Genomic DNA, 15,944 nt, shown 5'->3' with positions numbered 1-15,944 from the left:
TGAATCGCGCAATCCCGATTCATATCAAAATTCCAATTTTTTCTATTATTTATACTGTGTCGCATTCTTGATACCGGACAATCTCATGTCAGTAAGTTCTTTTAACCGACGCTGGGCGGCGGTGATCCTTGAAGCCCTGACGCGCCATGGCGTCAGGCACGTGTGTATTGCACCGGGTTCTCGCTCAACGCCGCTGACGCTGGCGGCCGCTGAAAACCGGGCGTTGATTCACCACACCCACTTTGATGAACGCGGTCTCGGCCATCTGGCGCTGGGTCTGGCGAAAGTCAGCAAAGAACCTGTGGCGGTGATCGTCACCTCCGGTACCGCCGTGGCGAACCTCTATCCGGCCCTGATTGAAGCCGGGTTAACCGGTGAAAAACTGATCTTACTGACGGCCGATCGTCCCCCTGAGCTTATCGACTGCGGCGCTAATCAGGCCATTCGCCAGCCGGGGCTCTTTTCTTCGCATCCTTCGCAGACGATTTCGTTACCACGTCCCACCCAGGATATTCCGGCAAGCTGGCTGGTCTCCACCGTCGATCACGCCGTGGAGACGTTGCGCGCCGGGGCGTTGCATATCAACTGCCCGTTTGCCGAGCCGCTGTACGGTGAGCTGGACGACACGGGTCTTGACTGGCAGCAGTCCCTTGGTGACTGGTGGGAGAGTGAAAAACCGTGGCTGCGCGAGCAGACGCATCTTGAGAGCGCGAAACAGCGCGACTGGTTCTTCTGGCGGCAGAAGCGCGGCGTGGTTATCGCCGGGCGCATGAGCGCCGCCGAAGGCAGGCTGGTCGCCGAATGGGCGCAAACCCTTGGCTGGCCGCTGATAGGCGACGTGCTTTCCCAGACCGGTCAGCCGCTGCCGTGCGCCGATCTCTGGCTGGGTAATGCGAAAGCGGTCACCGAACTGGCGCAGGCGCAGATTGTGGTCCAGCTTGGATCAAGTTTGACCGGCAAACGGTTACTGCAGTGGCAGGCCACCTGCACGCCGGAAGAGTACTGGCTGGTGGACGCGCTGGAAGGGCGGCTTGACCCGGCGCACCACCGCGGTCGTCGTCTGGTCAGCAGTATCGACGCCTGGCTGACGCTTCATCCGGCTGAAAAACGCAAGCCCTGGGCGGTGACCATCCCGGACCTTTCGCGCCAGGCGTGGGAACTGACCAAAGCGCACTGTGAAGCGTTTAGCGAGGCCGGCCTGGCGCACCGTATTCGCCAGTGCCTGCCTGAACAGGGGCAATTGTTTGTCGGCAACAGCCTGGTTGTGCGGCTGATTGACGCTTTTTCGAAGCTGCCCGCGGGCTACCCGGTGTACAGCAACCGTGGCGCCAGCGGCATCGACGGGCTGATCTCCACGGCGGCAGGCGTGCAGCGCGCCAGCGCGAAATCGACGCTGGCCATCGTGGGCGATCTCTCCGCGCTTTACGATCTCAACGCGCTGGCGCTGCTGCGTCAGGCGTCTGCCCCGTTTGTGCTGATTGTGGTCAACAACAACGGCGGGCAGATTTTCTCCCTGCTGCCAACGCCGCAGAGCGAGCGCGAGCGCTTCTATCTGATGCCGCAGAACGTGCAGTTTGAACACGCCGCGGCGATGTTCAGCCTGAAATACCATCGCCCGGAAAGCTGGGAACAGCTGGACGCGGCGTTAAGCAGCGCCTGGAAGCAGCCGGGTGCGACGCTGATTGAGCTGGTGGTGAACGATGCTGACGGTGCGCAGGCCCTGCAAAGCCTGCTGGCGCAGGTGAGCCAGCTGTGATCCTCTCTGGCGTGCAGCAGGCCGGAAAACCAGGCTATCCCTGGCTGGTCTTTTTGCACGGGTTTTCCGGAGATTGCCGCGAGTGGCAGAGGGTCGGTGAAGGGCTCAGCGATTACCCCCGGCTGTATCTGGATCTGCCGGGTCACGGTGGATCCCGGGATCTGGGCGTGACGGGGTTTGACGAGATGAGCGTGTTGCTCACCCGAACCCTGTTTAGTTACAACATACTGAAATTCTGGCTCATCGGGTACTCCCTCGGCGGCCGCATTGCGATGTTCCATGCCTGCCAGCAGGCAAAAGGGCTGCTGGGCGTGATGGTGGAGGGAGGACATCCGGGCCTGCAGGATGCCGATGCGCGAAATGCGCGGCGGGCATCTGACCATCGCTGGGCAACACGTTTTCGCACCGAACCGCTGGAGAGGGTGTTCACAGACTGGTATCAACAGCCCGTGTTCGCTTCTCTCACGAACGCCCAACGCGATGCGCTGATTACCCTTCGCAGCCACAACAACGGCGCGACGCTGGCGATGATGCTCGAGGCGACCTCGCTGGCCGTGCAGCCGGATTTGCGTGCCGCGCTTAGCGCACGCGATTTCTCTTTTGACTATCTCTATGGCGAACGGGATGAGAAGTTCGCGGCCCTTGCCGCGGAAGTGAACGCCGTTCGCCATGCAATTCCCAATGCCGGACACAACGCACACCGGGAAAATCCCGATGCGGTTATCGCGAGTCTGGCTCAGATACTGCGTTATCGAATAAAGGACACTCTATGATCTATCCTGATGAACACATGCTTTACGCCCCGGTTGAATGGCAGGACTGCTCCGAAGGCTACACCGACATTCGTTACCACAAATCCACCGACGGCATTGCCAAAATCACCATTAACCGTCCGCAGGTGCGTAACGCCTTCCGTCCCCTGACCGTGAAAGAGATGATTCAGGCCCTGGCGGATGCGCGCTACGACGACAACATCGGTGTGATTGTCCTGACTGGCGAAGGCGATAAAGCGTTCTGCTCCGGTGGCGATCAGAAAGTACGCGGCGACTACGGCGGATACCAGGATGATGCAGGCACGCACCACCTGAACGTCCTCGATTTCCAGCGTCAGATCCGCACCTGTCCAAAACCGGTGGTGGCGATGGTAGCGGGCTACTCCATTGGCGGCGGTCACGTGCTGCACATGATGTGCGATCTGACCATTGCCGCCGAGAACGCCATCTTCGGCCAGACGGGCCCGAAAGTGGGATCCTTCGACGGCGGCTGGGGCGCCTCCTACATGGCGCGTATCGTCGGACAGAAAAAAGCCCGCGAAATCTGGTTCCTGTGCCGTCAGTACAACGCTCAGGAAGCGCTGGACATGGGCCTGGTGAATACCGTGGTACCGATTGCCGATCTCGAAAAAGAGACCGTTCGCTGGTGCCGTGAAATGCTGCAAAACAGCCCGATGGCGCTGCGCTGCCTGAAGGCCGCGCTCAACGCCGACTGTGACGGTCAGGCGGGGCTGCAGGAGCTGGCGGGCAACGCCACCATGCTGTTCTACATGACCGAAGAGGGTCAGGAAGGGCGCAACGCGTTTAACGAAAAACGCCAGCCGGACTTCAGCAAATACAAACGGAACCCGTAATGCGTCGCGCGCAGGTTTACCGCTGGCAGATACCGATGGACGCGGGCGTGGTGCTGCGTGAACGGCGGTTAAAAACCCGTGACGGCTTCTTCGTGCATCTGCAGCAGGACGAGCGGGAAGGCTGGGGCGAGATTTCGCCTCTGCCGGGCTTTAGTCTGGAGTCGCTGGATGACGCGCAGTCAGCATTGCTGGCGTGGGCGGACGCGTGGCGTGAAGGCGCGGATCCGGCGTTGCCGGACGTGCCTTCCGCGGCTTTTGGTATCAGCTGCGCGCTGGCGGAGCTGGACGGTAGCCTGCCTGAAGAGGCTAACTACCGCGCGGCACCGCTCTGTACGGGGGATCCCGACGAGCTGTTCGCGCTGCTCTCCGCCATGCCGGGCGAGAAGGTGGCGAAAATTAAAGTCGGTCTCTACGAAGCGGTGCGCGACGGTATGGTCGCCAACCTGCTGCTGGAGGCGATCCCCGACCTTCATCTGCGTCTGGATGCTAACCGCGCCTGGACGCCGCTCAAGGCGCAGCAGTTTGCAAAGTACGTCAACCCGGCGTACCGCAGCCGCATTGCCTTCCTCGAAGAACCGTGCAAAACCCGCCACGATTCGCGCGCGTTCGCCCGCGAAACGGGGATAGCCATCGCCTGGGATGAAAGCCTGCGCGAGGACGATTTTGAATTTGTCGCCGAGCCCGGCGTCAGCGCGGTGGTGATTAAGCCGACGCTGACCGGCAGTCTGGCAAAGGTGCGCGAGCAGGTCGCGGCGGCGCACGCGCTTGGACTTACGGCGGTCATCAGTTCGTCGATTGAGTCCAGCCTTGGGTTAACCCAGCTGGCGCGCATTGCCGCCTGGTTAACGCCGGATACGATCCCTGGCCTCGACACGCTGAACCTGATGCAGGCTCAGCTTATCCGCTCGTGGCCGGACAGCGCGCTGCCGTGCCTCGACGTCGCGACGCTGGAGCCGCTGCGATGAGTTTTACCGACTGGCCGTGGCGGCACTGGTGCGCGCAGTTTGCTGATAAACCGGCCCTGAGGCTTAACGACGAGGTGCTCAGCTGGCAACAGCTGTGCGCCCGCGTCGACCGCCTGGCGGCAGAGTTTCACCTGCAGGGCGTGGAGGAGGGCAACGGCGTGCTGCTGCTGGCCCATAATCATCCGCAAACCCTGCTGGCGTGGCTGGCGCTGCTCCAGTGCGGGGCGCGTATTCTTCCCGTTAATCCGCAGCTGCCTCGTCCGCTGCTGGAGGTGTTGCTCCCGCAGATGACGCTGCGCTTTGCGCTGGTGCTGGACGGTACCTGTGACGGTCTTCCTGCCCTGCGCATGCGCATGCGCGAGCGCACGGGTGAATATCGCGTTGCGTGGCAACCGGCGCGGCTGGCGTCCATGACGCTGACCTCCGGCTCCACCGGACTGCCGAAAGCGGCGGTGCATACCTGCGACGCTCATCTCGCCAGCGCGCGTGGCGTGCTGGCGCTGATGTCCTACGGTGAAGACGACGACTGGCTGCTTTCGCTGCCGCTGTTTCATGTTTCCGGCCAGGGGATTTTATGGCGCTGGCTGCAGGCCGGCGCGCGGTTAACCGTGCGCGAAAAGCAGCCGCTGGCGCAGGCGCTGCGCGGCTGCACCCACGCCTCGCTGGTACCGACCCAGCTCTGGCGTCTGCTTAATACCCACCAGCCTGTCGCACTGAAAGCGGTGCTGCTGGGCGGGGCCGCCATCCCTGTTGAATTGACGCAGCAGGCGCGCGAGCAGGGTATCCGCACTTTCTGCGGCTACGGCCTGACCGAGTTTGCCTCTACCGTCTGCGCGAAAGCGGCGGACGGCGAGCCGGACGTAGGCTATGCGCTGCCGGGCAGAGAGGTGCAGGTGGTTAACGGGGAGGTCTGGATCCGGGCGCAGAGCATGGCCTCAGGCTACTGGCGGGACGGCGAATTAGTTCCGCTGACCAATGCGCAGGGATGGTTCGCTACCCGCGATCGCGGTGAATGGCATGACGGCCGCCTGACGATCCTGGGCCGCATGGACAACCTCTTTTTTAGCGGCGGAGAAGGGATCCAGCCGGAGAGTCTTGAGCGGGTTATCGCCCGCCATCCGCAGATTAACCAGGTATTTATCGTCCCGCTGGACGACGCCGAGTTTGGGCAACGTCCGGTGGCGGTGGTGGAATGCGAGCCGGGAACGGATATCACCTGTTTACCTGACTGGATCAGGGATAAGGTGGCGCGTTTTGAGCAACCCGTCCGCTGGCTGCTGTTGCCGACCGAACTCAAAAATGGCGGTATTAAAGTCTCGCGCCGCGCGTTACAGCAGTGGGTGAATGCGTCGCTGAAGGGATAGTAGCCGTTTCAAATAGTTACAATCTATCGTTCTGCCGCACGCAGAGTGCTTGATCCCCGGGTGACTCCGGTTAAAATCTCGCGGTTTTGGGACTTCTTTATAATAATTGTGCGGGATCACGACAATGAAAAAAGTGGCATTACTGGGCTTCGGCCTGATGGTTGTATCTGCGGCGGCTAACGCCATCAGCATTAACGGCTCGGCGGGTCAGGATTATACCCACCTGGGCTTTGGCATGGGTACCGAGACTTCCGGTCTGGCGATGACCGGCGGCTGGACGCATAACGATGACGACGGCGACGCGGCCAGCCTCGGCCTGGGTCTGAACATTCCTCTTGGCCCGTTCCTGGCTACCGTCGGTGGTAAAGGTATCTATACCAACCCAAATGACGGTGACGAAGGGTACGCGGCAGCGGTGGGCGGCGGCCTGCAGTGGAAAATTGGCGACAGCTTCGGCCTGTTTGGTGAGTACTACTATTCGCCGGATTCCCTCTCAAGCGGAATCGAAAGCTATGAAGAGGCCAACGCCGGTGCGCGCTGGACCATCATGCGTCCAATTACCATCGAAGCTGGCTATCGCTATCTGAACCTGGCCGGTAAAGACGGCAACCGCGACAACGCGCTGGCCGACGGCCCGTACGTGGGCGTCAGCGCAGGCTTCTAATCACTCCGGTGCGGCATTCTGTCGCGCCAGTTTCTCTCTTCTCCACCCCGCGTTTGCGCTATAGTGTTTTGACCATATAAGCGGGAGAACATAATGATTAACGTGGAGATGTTATCCACCGGCGACGAAGTGCTGCATGGACAAATTATTGATACCAATGCTGCCTGGCTTGCCGATCTTTTCTTTGAGCAAGGATTACCGTTAACGCGCCGCAATACCGTGGGCGACAATCTTGAGTCACTGGTCGCTATTCTGCGTGAACGCAGTGAACACTGCGACGTGCTGATTGTGAATGGCGGACTCGGCCCCACCGGTGACGATCTCAGCGCGCTGGCCGCCGCGACCGCAAAAGGCGAAGGGCTGGTGCTGCATGAGGCGTGGCTTTCGCAGATGGAGCGCTTTTTCTCCGAACGTGGCCGCGTCATGGCCCCCAGCAACCGCAAACAGGCTGAAATTCCCGCCAGCGCTGAACTGGTCGATAATCCGGTCGGTACCGCGTGCGGGTTTGCCATGCAGCTGAACCGCTGCCTGATGTTCTTTACGCCGGGCGTGCCCTCAGAATTTAAAGTGATGGTTGAGCAGCAGATCCTGCCGCGCCTTCGCGATCGTTTTACCCTGCCTGAACCGCCGCTGTGCCTGCGTTTGACCACCTTTGGCCGCTCTGAAAGCGATCTGGCCCAGAGCCTTGACCCTCTCCCGCTACCGCCGGGCGTCTCCATGGGCTATCGCTCCTCCATGCCGATCATTGAGCTTAAGCTGACAGGCCCGGCCGAGCAGAAAGAGGCGATGCTGGCCTTGTGGCCCGAGGTGCAGCGCGTGGCGGGTGAAAACCTGATCTTTGAAGGGACGGAAGGGTTGCCCGCGCAGATTGCGACGCATCTGCAGTCGCGCCAGCTGAGCGTGACCTTAAGCGAGCAGTTCACCGGTGGCCTGCTGGCGCTGCAGCTGTCGCGCGTCAACGCGCCGCTGCTGGCCAGCGAAGTGGTGCCGTTCCAGCAGGAGACCCTGGCGCAAACCGCCCGCTGGGCTTCCGAGAGAAGGGTGAAGCATTTTGCCGGCCTGGCGTTGTTTGTCGGCGGGCTGGACGAGGAATACCTTAACTTTGCGCTGGCGACGCCGGAAGGCACCTGGGCCCTGCGGGTCAAAATGAGCATCACCCGGTACAGCCTGGCGGTGCGTCAGGAGGTTTGCGCCATGATGGCGCTGAACATGCTGCGTCGCTGGCTGAATGGCAAAGAGGTGGCCAGCGAGCACGGCTGGATTAACGTTGTCGAGTCGCTGTTCGTTGAGTAAAACCTGTGCCGGGGCCTTTCGCCCCGGCACTGTTCAGCCCAGCGCCTTCGCCAGCAGGGTAATCGGATGTTCGCAGCGTTTGCTGGTGGACATCTCAATCTGCCACTTGCAGGTTTCGCAGTCCGTTACCACGATATCCGCGCCGCTCTCTTCAATCTGGCGGAACAGCGGGGCGCCAATCGCCTGTGACGTTTCGTAGTTTTCACGTTTAAAGCCGTAGGTTCCCGCAATCCCGCAGCAGCGCGAATCCAGCACCGTTAGCTCCAGGCCTGGAATTAACCGCAGCAGCTCAAGCGTATAGAGCGACCAGCCCATCTTCTCCATATGACACGGCGTGTGATAGACCACTTTCAGCGGTAATGTCCCCAGCGGCAACGTTTGCCCGCTATCGAGCTTGCGCCACAGGAAGCGTGTCGCCAGCTCAATGTGCTCGCGCAGGCCGGTATTATCCACGTCCAGCAGATGCGGGTACTCATCGCGCAGGGTGAAGGTACAGGTGGAGGAGGTCGCCAGCACCGGAATACCTTTATCGACAATTGCTTCGCGCAGGGAGGTGACATTGTTTTGAGCCTGCTTGCGCGCTTTATCGGTAAACCCGTTGGCGATCAGCGGTACGCCGCAGCACTTCTCCTTGTTCAGTAACTGAACGCCCGTTCCCATGGCGTTCAGCACTTTCAGCAGATCTTTGCCCAGCTGCGGGTGGTTGTAGTTCACATAGCAGCCGTGGAAAAAGGCCACCTGATCGGCGTACTGCGCCTGTTGCGCCGCAACGGATTTGTACCAGCGACGGAAGGTACCGTGAGAATATTTTGGCAGGCTGCGGTGATGGTCTATCTTCAGCGTGGCATCCAGCAGCTGGCGCACCGGTTTGAGCGAGGTCGCGGCATTCACCAGCGGGGCAAATGGTGTAGAGACGCTACCCATCAGATCGGTATGGCTCAGAATTGCGTCCCGTAGCGTCGGCTTTTGCGTGCTGTAGCGCGCGCGGGCGCGCTGGATGATATCGCCGATTTTAACATCTGACGGGCAGGCGACTTCGCAGCGTTTGCAGTTAATGCAGTATTTCAGCGCCTCGTCGTACAGCTTGCCGTCCTTCAGACGCAGACGCTCGCCGTCAGGTCCGGCCTGCTTTGGCCCGGGATAGCGTGGGTTCACGCCGCTTACCGGGCAGACGGTGGTACACACCGTACATTTAATGCAGCTTTCAAAACGGGTGTCGTTCATTGTTCAGCCTCCGTGCGCTGGCTAATCTGCTCTGCCACATACAGCGCCGTGACGGCGCAGACCCCGCCACCGCATCCCTGGGCAATGGGATCGTAACCGCCCAGCAGCGAGCCGATGGCAAAGAGATTTCTGACGGGCTTACCGGAAAGTTGCGGATGTAGCTGGTTATCGACAATCACGCCGAACTGCTGCCAGGGCTGCGGCGAGAAGAAATCACTCTGATACCAGTCCGCGCGGGAGGCACGCTGGCGAACATCCAGCCCCATAATGGCTTCCCGGATGCCCTCCCGGCTGCTCAGTAGCCCGTTGCTGAAGAAGCTGCCGCTTGCCAGCACCGTATAGCGGGCGCGAAGCGGAATATCGTCGTGGTTGCGCGTCCAGATTTCGCTCACCGCGCCGTCGGTCAGGGTGATTTTTTTCACCTCATCACCCGCCATCCACACGCCCCCCTGCGCGACAAACTGGCGCTGGAGCTGGGTATGCAGGCGAATGCCGGGTACGGAAGGGGGCAGCGTGGGCAGCAGGCCGAGCGAGCAGGGCAGACGATCCGAGAGCCAGCGCCAGAGCCGGTTGTCGCGTAAACCAAAGCAGGCGGGCATCAGCAGGGCGTCACAGCCGTCGCTGAGCGGCCTGAGCGCGTCATACAGCAGCGGCCATTTGTCCTCGTTATCCAGAAAACGGGCGATATTCACCGCGCGAAACTCGCTCGGGTTATCGCGCAGGACATCAAGCTCTGGCAGCTCTATCTCTGCCGTTTCGGCGTTAACCCCCTGGCGACAGAGTGACGCCGCCGCGAGATGGGGCTGAAAATCCAGAAAGCCGCTAATACCCACGACCCGCACGCGCGCGGCATTGAAAGGAGCAATGGGCACCTCCTCCGGGCTGAGCCAGGCAGAGCGTAAGGTGCCGAGCGGCGTGACGCGCTGGTGATTGAGCCGGGCGCTCCCCTTCAGACGTGCGCCGCAGTCCGCCAGCAGCGCTTCGGTTTCCAGCGCAAAGCGGTCAATATGCTGCGCGCCAATCAGGTGATACGGGTGCTCCGGCGGCAGCTTATCGCGGTATGCTTCGTCCACCAGATCCAGCGAGCCCGACGAGAAGTGCAGGGCGCTCTGGCCCCGGGTGATAATGGCGCAGCGAAGCCCCTGCTTCGTGAGTTTGATGCCGCAGAGCAAGCCTGCCAGGCCGCCACCGACGATTACGGTATCAAATTTCATCGCGTTGCTCCTTCTCAAGACCGCAAAGCCCCTGATAGACCCAGCGGGTAAATTCGCTTTCGCGCAGGGCATCGCCCCAGGCGACGGGCTGAATGCCTTTCCAGCGCTCGTTTAAAAACGCGCTGAGCTGATCGAGCGACTGGGTGGCGGTGGTGGTGTGAAAACGCTGCAACAGTCCGGCGGCACGACAGGCGCACAGTTCGCCCTGACAGGTGCCCATTCCGACGCGGGTGCGGCGGCGAAGATCGAGCAGGCTAGTGACCGTCAGGCTCTCCACCGCGTACTTCACCTCACCGGCGGTGACGGCTTCGCACTCGCACACCAGGCTGCGGCTCAGTCGTCCTTCACCGAGCCACTGTGGCGTTCTGTCGCCGTGACGGTAAATAGCGGACCCGCGCAGCGGTGCGGGCAGGGAGATAATTTTTTGCAGCGTTTTTTCGGTGGACTGACGCGAGCCGGGCAGGGCTTGTTCTGCCGTCACGCACCGTTCGGTATTGCCCAGCTTGCGGCAGACGGCATCGGTCGCCCACTCGGCCATCAGGCGGTAGGTCATCAGCTTGCCGCCGGTGATAGTGATAAACCCGTCCATGCCGTCGCGCTCAGCGTGATCGAGCAGCACGATGCCCCGGCTAACGTTACGTCCGCTCGGGTCGTTGTCGCTGGCGACCAGCGGACGCACGCCCGCGTAGGCGCGCAGAATACGCGTCTGCGCCATCACCGGGGCCAGTTTTTCCCCTTCGCGCAGCAGGATGTCGACCTCTTCGGCGGTCACGCGGTTGTAGTCAATCTCGCTGTAGTCCACGTGGGTTGAGGTGGTACCGATTAACGAAATGGTGTCACCCGGGACGAGGATATCGGCGTCAGAGGGCTTGCGGCAGCGGTTGATTACATGGTTATTGATGCGGTGATCGAGGATCAGCAGTGAGCCTTTCGCCGGGAACATGCGCACCGACAGGTCCGCGTATTCCGCGATGCGTTGCCCCCAGATCCCCGCTGCGTTGACCACTACGGCGGCATACAGCTCGCTGTGTTCGTTATATTGCGTGTCAAACACCCGCACGCCGCAGATGCGATGACCTTCGCGGATAAGCCCGGTCACTTCGTGCCCGGTCAGGATGCGCGCGCCATGCTCGCGAGCGTCCAGCATATTGGCGGCGGTCAGGCGGAAGGGATCGACGGTACCGTCAGGTACTTTCACCGCGCCGATAAGCGCCGGGTTAACCGACGGTTCAAGCCGCCGCGCCAGCGCCGGGTCCATGGCCTCAGCCTGAATGCCCGCAGCATTGCAGGCGGTGATAAAGGTGTCCTGAAAGGCAAGGTCATCTTCGGGAAGGGTAATAAAGAGACCGTCGGTTGGCTCAATGCAGTGACGAGCGATACGCTTGAGGATCTGGTTTTCAGCAATACATTCGCGAGCGGATTCACCGTCAGTCACCGCATAGCGCGCGCCGCTGTGCAGCAGGCCGTGATTACGCCCGGTTGCGCCCGTGGCGATATCGTGGCGCTCCAGAAGCGTGACGCTTAAGCCGCGAAGGGCGCAATCACGTGCTATCCCGGCGCCGGTTGCGCCACCACCAATGATTATCACATCGCTGTAGCGAGGATCGTGAAGGGTCATTGTTTATCCTCTATGTTCGTTTTTTTATCATTTAGCCATATCAATAGTGTGGTTTGTTTGATTTCGAACACAAACGCGCAAAATTCGAAAGTGAAACGTGATTTCATGCGCCATTTTGCGCATTTTGTCATATTTCTGTAACAATCTGTGCGTTGATTCACAGTAACAATCACCGTGATTTCTTAACATCGCCGCCACTGGAATTCAGGTGCGAGCCACCTGCTCATTCAATTCAAGGCCACGGAGGCTGTTATGCTCAGTATCTTCAAACCTGCGCCGCATCGGGCGCGTCTGCCAGAGGCAGAAATTGATCCGCTATACCGCCGTCTGCGCTGGCAAATTTTCCTGGGGATCTTCTTCGGGTACGCGGCGTACTACCTTGTACGTAAAAACTTCGCGCTCGCCATGCCGTATCTGGTGGCGCAGGGCTTCTCCCGCGGCGATCTGGGGTTCGCGCTGTCGGGGATCTCCATCGCCTACGGTTTTTCTAAGTTCATCATGGGGTCGGTGTCGGATCGCTCGAATCCGCGCGTGTTCCTGCCCGCCGGCCTGATCCTGGCGGCCGCGGTCATGCTGTTCATGGGTTTTGTGCCGTGGGCAACCTCCAGCATTGCCGTCATGTTCGTCCTGCTGTTCCTCTGTGGCTGGTTCCAGGGGATGGGGTGGCCGCCGTGCGGACGTACCATGGTGCACTGGTGGTCGCAGAAGGAACGTGGCGGGATTGTGTCGGTGTGGAACTGTGCGCATAACGTGGGGGGCGGGCTTCCGCCGCTGCTGTTCCTGCTGGGGATGGCCTGGTTCAACGACTGGCACGCTGCGCTCTATATGCCCGCCTTTGGCGCCATCGTCGTGGCGATTTTCGCTTTTGCGCTGATGCGTGATACGCCTCAGTCCTGCGGCCTGCCGCCGATTGAAGAGTACAAAAACGACTATCCGGATGATTACAGCAAGGAGCATGAAGAAGAACTGACCGCAAAACAGATCTTCATGAAGTACGTGCTGCCGAACAAGCTGCTGTGGTACATCGCAGTGGCGAACGTGTTCGTTTATCTGCTGCGCTACGGCATCCTCGACTGGTCGCCAACCTACCTGAAAGAGGTGAAGCACTTCGCGCTGGATAAATCGTCCTGGGCATATTTCCTGTATGAATACGCCGGGATCCCGGGCACGCTGCTTTGCGGCTGGATGTCGGACAAGGTGTTTAAAGGTAACCGCGGTGCGACGGGCGTCTTCTTTATGACCCTGGTGACCATCGCTACCGTGGTGTACTGGCTCAACCCGCCGGGCAACCCATCAGTAGACATGGCCTGCATGATCGTCATCGGCTTCCTGATTTATGGTCCGGTTATGCTGATCGGTCTGCATGCCCTGGAGCTGGCACCGAAAAAAGCGGCAGGTACGGCGGCAGGCTTTACCGGTCTGTTCGGCTACCTGGGCGGTTCGGTCGCGGCGAGTGCCATCGTGGGCTACACCGTTGACTTCTTCGGCTGGGACGGCGGCTTTATGGTGATGATTGGCGGTAGCGTGCTGGCGGTACTGTTGCTGATTGTTGTGATGATCGGTGAAAAACGTCACCACGCGGAAGTACTGGCGCGTCGTCAATAAGGAGCAATGCCATGAAATTATCTTACGTAACAACCGGCCTGTTGCTGGCGGGTCTGATGACAGGGTCCGCGCTGGCGGCAGATCAAATCGTCATCGCCCACCGTGGCGCCAGCGGCTATCTGCCGGAGCATACGCTGCCGGCAAAAGCGATGGCCTATGCCCAGGGCGCGGATTATCTGGAGCAGGATCTGGTGATGACGAAGGACGACCAGCTGGTCGTCCTGCATGACCACTATCTGGACCGCGTGACGGACGTGGCGGAGCGTTTCCCGGACCGTGCCCGTAAAGATGGCCGTTTCTACGCCATCGACTTCACGCTGGCGGAGATCCGTTCGTTGAAGTTTACCGAAGGCTTCGAGATTGAAAACGGCAAGAAGGTGCAGGTCTATCCGGGACGTTTCCCGATGGGCAAGTCTGACTTCCGTATTCATACCTTCGAAGAGGAGATTGAGTTTGTTCAGGGGCTGAACCACTCAACCGGTAAAAATATCGGTATCTACCCGGAAATCAAAGCGCCATGGTTCCACCACCAGGAAGGGAAAGACATTGCCGCGAAAACGCTGGAGGTGCTGAAGCAGTACGGCTACACCAGCAAGAAGGATAAGGTTTACCTGCAGTGTTTTGATGCGGCTGAACTGAAACGCATCAAAACCGAGCTGGAGCCGAAGATGGGGATGGATCTCAATCTGGTACAGCTGATTGCCTATACCGACTGGAATGAAACCCAGGAGAAGCAGTCGGACGGGAAGTGGGTTAACTATAACTACGACTGGATGTTTAAGCCGGGTGCAATGAAGCAGATTGCACAGTACGCCGACGGTATCGGGCCGGATTATCATATGCTGGTGGCGGAAGGTTCAACGCCGGGCCACGTGAAGTTAACCGCCATGGTGAAAGAGGCGCACGCCAGTAAGATGCAGGTCCATCCGTACACGGTGCGTGCAGATCAGCTGCCGCCGTATGCCACGGACGTGAATCAGCTTTATGAGGTGTTGTATAACCAGGCGGGCGTGGACGGACTGTTTACGGATTTCCCGGATAAAGCAGTCGAATTCATTCATCGGAAGTAGGTTTTGTAGGTCGGGTAAGGCGAAGCCGCCACCCGACAAACAGGCTCTGCGGCCTGATGCCCTCACCCTAACCCTCTCCCACGGGAGAGGGGATAAGGACAACATCACATCTCGATCTCTATATCGCCTTTTGCCCGGCAGCAGCAGGGCAAAATTTCCCCTTCGTTGATAAAGGCCAGCGGTTCGGTCAGCCAGTCCACCTGGCCGGCGACCAGGCGGCAGCGGCAGGAGCCGCAGTAGCCGGAACGACACTGGTACTCTACTTCTACCTGATGCGCCTCAAGCGCCACCAGCAGAGAAGGGTGCTCCTCCCGACACAGTACCTCAGTGCCGGAAAGACTTAACGTGACGCGTGACATCAGAGCTGGAAGTTGCTCAGGTCGTCGGTGTTGACTTCAGAATCAATCTGACCGACCAGATAAGAGCTCACTTCCACTTCCTGCGGCGCGACCTGCACGTTATCGGACACCAGCCAGGTGTTGATCCATGGGATGGGGTTAGAGCGCGTCTGGAACGGCAGATCGAGACCGACAGCCTGCATGCGGATGTTGGTGATGTACTCAACGTACTGGCACAGGATGTCTTTGTTCAGGCCAATCATGGAGCCATCGCGGAACAGGTAGTCTGCCCACTCTTTCTCCTGCTGAGCCGCCAGCACGAACAGGTCGTAGCACTCCTGCTTGCACTCTTCGGCGATTTCCGCCATCTCCGGATCGTCCGTACCGCTGCGCAGCAGGTTCAGCATGTGCTGGGTACCGGTCAGGTGCAGGGCTTCATCACGGGCAATCAGACGGATGATTTTGGCGTTACCTTCCATCAGCTTGCGTTCGGCGAAGGCAAAGGAACAGGCAAAGCTCACGTAGAAGCGGATCGCTTCCAGCGCGTTAACGCTCATCAGGCACAGGTACAGCTGCTTTTTCAGCGCGCGCAGGTTCACGGTAATGGTTTTACCGTTCACGTTGTGGGTGCCTTCGCCCAGCAGATGCCAGTAGCTGGTCATCTGGATCAGCTCGTCGTAGTAATGGGCAATGCCTTCCGCGCGCTTCTGGATCTGCTCGTTGGTGACGATATCGTCAAATACCACCGCCGGCTCGTTCACGATGTTGCGGATGATGTGAGTGTAAGAGCGAGAGTGGATCGTCTCGGAGAATGCCCAGGTTTCCACCCAGGTTTCCAGCTCTGGAATGGAGATTAGCGGCAGCAGCGCCACGTTCGGGCTACGGCCCTGAATGGAGTCCAGCAGCGTCTGGTACTTCAGGTTGCTGATGAAGATATGTTTTTCGTGATCCGGCAGCGACTGGTAATCAATACGGTCGCGGGAGACGTCCACTTCTTCCGGGCGCCAGAAGAAGGAGAGTTGCTTTTCAATCAGCTTTTCGAAGATGTCATATTTTTGCTGATCGTAGCGTGCCACGTTGACCGGCTGGCCGAAGAACATCGGCTCTTTGAGCTGGTCGTTTTTCGTCTGTGAAAAGGTGGTATATGCCATGAGTGTGTCCTGTGAGAGATTTTGTCAGTCGGGCAAACAAAATCGTAGGCCGGGT

Annotated in this window: 14 protein-coding genes; 9 read left to right on the top strand and 5 right to left on the bottom strand. The window is 59.7% G+C overall.

Going from position 1 to position 15,944, the window contains the following annotated elements; all coding sequences use genetic code 11:
- The first annotated feature begins 85 nt into the window (after positions 1 to 85).
- From menD to FU672_RS04400, 7 genes are all read left to right on the top strand, one after another.
- Positions 86 to 1,756: a 2-succinyl-5-enolpyruvyl-6-hydroxy-3-cyclohexene-1-carboxylic-acid synthase gene (gene menD / locus FU672_RS04430; RefSeq protein WP_148242323.1), complete on the top strand. Its 1,671-nt coding sequence runs from the start codon at positions 86 to 88 to the stop codon at positions 1,754 to 1,756.
- The gene (menH, locus tag FU672_RS04425; protein ID WP_148242322.1) at positions 1,753 to 2,529 is read left to right on the top strand and encodes a 2-succinyl-6-hydroxy-2,4-cyclohexadiene-1-carboxylate synthase; all 777 of its coding nucleotides are present in this window, start codon (positions 1,753 to 1,755) and stop codon (positions 2,527 to 2,529) included. Before menD ends, menH begins: the two co-directional genes overlap by 4 nt.
- Positions 2,526 to 3,383: a 1,4-dihydroxy-2-naphthoyl-CoA synthase gene (menB, locus tag FU672_RS04420; RefSeq protein ID WP_010433380.1), complete on the top strand. Its 858-nt coding sequence runs from the start codon at positions 2,526 to 2,528 to the stop codon at positions 3,381 to 3,383. The genes menH and menB overlap by 4 nt, the downstream gene beginning before the upstream one ends.
- Positions 3,383 to 4,348, top strand: a complete 966-nt coding sequence (gene menC, locus FU672_RS04415) for an o-succinylbenzoate synthase (protein ID WP_148242321.1) — start codon at positions 3,383 to 3,385, stop codon at positions 4,346 to 4,348. The genes menB and menC overlap by 1 nt, the downstream gene beginning before the upstream one ends.
- A complete protein-coding gene (gene menE, locus FU672_RS04410; RefSeq protein WP_148242320.1) occupies positions 4,345 to 5,712 on the top strand; it encodes an o-succinylbenzoate--CoA ligase in 1,368 nt (455 codons plus the stop codon). The genes menC and menE overlap by 4 nt, the downstream gene beginning before the upstream one ends.
- A gap of 124 nt (positions 5,713 to 5,836) precedes the next feature.
- Entirely contained in the window at positions 5,837 to 6,376 is a 540-nt protein-coding gene (locus FU672_RS04405) for a YfaZ family outer membrane protein (RefSeq protein WP_028016260.1), read from the top strand.
- A gap of 93 nt (positions 6,377 to 6,469) precedes the next feature.
- Positions 6,470 to 7,669 carry a nicotinamide mononucleotide deamidase-related protein YfaY gene (locus tag FU672_RS04400; RefSeq protein WP_148242319.1) on the top strand — a complete coding sequence of 400 codons (1,200 nt, stop codon included), beginning with the start codon at positions 6,470 to 6,472 and terminating at the stop codon, positions 7,667 to 7,669.
- Between the two features lie 33 nt (positions 7,670 to 7,702).
- Here FU672_RS04400 and glpC read toward each other — a convergent pair whose 3' ends face one another.
- The 3 genes from glpC to glpA are packed head-to-tail and all read right to left on the bottom strand — an operon-like array spanning position 7,703 to position 11,725.
- Positions 7,703 to 8,893 carry an anaerobic glycerol-3-phosphate dehydrogenase subunit GlpC gene (gene glpC, locus FU672_RS04395; RefSeq protein WP_148242318.1) on the bottom strand — a complete coding sequence of 397 codons (1,191 nt, stop codon included), beginning with the start codon at positions 8,891 to 8,893 and terminating at the stop codon, positions 7,703 to 7,705.
- Entirely contained in the window at positions 8,890 to 10,107 is a 1,218-nt protein-coding gene (gene glpB, locus FU672_RS04390) for a glycerol-3-phosphate dehydrogenase subunit GlpB (RefSeq protein ID WP_148242317.1), read from the bottom strand. The genes glpC and glpB overlap by 4 nt, the downstream gene beginning before the upstream one ends.
- Positions 10,097 to 11,725 carry an anaerobic glycerol-3-phosphate dehydrogenase subunit A gene (glpA, locus tag FU672_RS04385; protein WP_148242316.1) on the bottom strand — a complete coding sequence of 543 codons (1,629 nt, stop codon included), beginning with the start codon at positions 11,723 to 11,725 and terminating at the stop codon, positions 10,097 to 10,099. The genes glpB and glpA overlap by 11 nt, the downstream gene beginning before the upstream one ends.
- 252 nt (positions 11,726 to 11,977) lie before the next feature.
- Between glpA and glpT the strand changes: the two genes are divergently transcribed.
- Positions 11,978 to 13,330, top strand: coding sequence for a glycerol-3-phosphate transporter (gene glpT / locus FU672_RS04380; RefSeq protein ID WP_148242315.1), 1,353 nt, complete (start codon positions 11,978 to 11,980; stop codon positions 13,328 to 13,330).
- 11 nt (positions 13,331 to 13,341) lie between these two features.
- Positions 13,342 to 14,400, top strand: coding sequence for a glycerophosphodiester phosphodiesterase (gene glpQ / locus FU672_RS04375; RefSeq protein ID WP_148242314.1), 1,059 nt, complete (start codon positions 13,342 to 13,344; stop codon positions 14,398 to 14,400).
- A gap of 104 nt (positions 14,401 to 14,504) precedes the next feature.
- Here glpQ and yfaE read toward each other — a convergent pair whose 3' ends face one another.
- Together yfaE and nrdB are read right to left on the bottom strand one after the other, a co-directional pair.
- Complete coding sequence (gene yfaE, locus FU672_RS04370; RefSeq protein WP_008500234.1) at positions 14,505 to 14,759, bottom strand: class I ribonucleotide reductase maintenance protein YfaE; 255 nt, start codon at positions 14,757 to 14,759, stop codon at positions 14,505 to 14,507.
- Positions 14,759 to 15,889 carry a class Ia ribonucleoside-diphosphate reductase subunit beta gene (gene nrdB, locus FU672_RS04365; protein WP_148242313.1) on the bottom strand — a complete coding sequence of 377 codons (1,131 nt, stop codon included), beginning with the start codon at positions 15,887 to 15,889 and terminating at the stop codon, positions 14,759 to 14,761. The genes yfaE and nrdB overlap by 1 nt, the downstream gene beginning before the upstream one ends.
- Between the last annotated feature and the right edge of the window lie 55 nt (positions 15,890 to 15,944).

It is taken from the genome of Enterobacter asburiae, assembly GCF_008080435.1.
Taxonomy (GTDB): Bacteria; Pseudomonadota; Gammaproteobacteria; order Enterobacterales; family Enterobacteriaceae; genus Enterobacter; species Enterobacter asburiae_C.
Note: the sequence above shows the minus strand (reverse complement) of the source record. Positions and strands in the feature narration are given on the sequence as shown.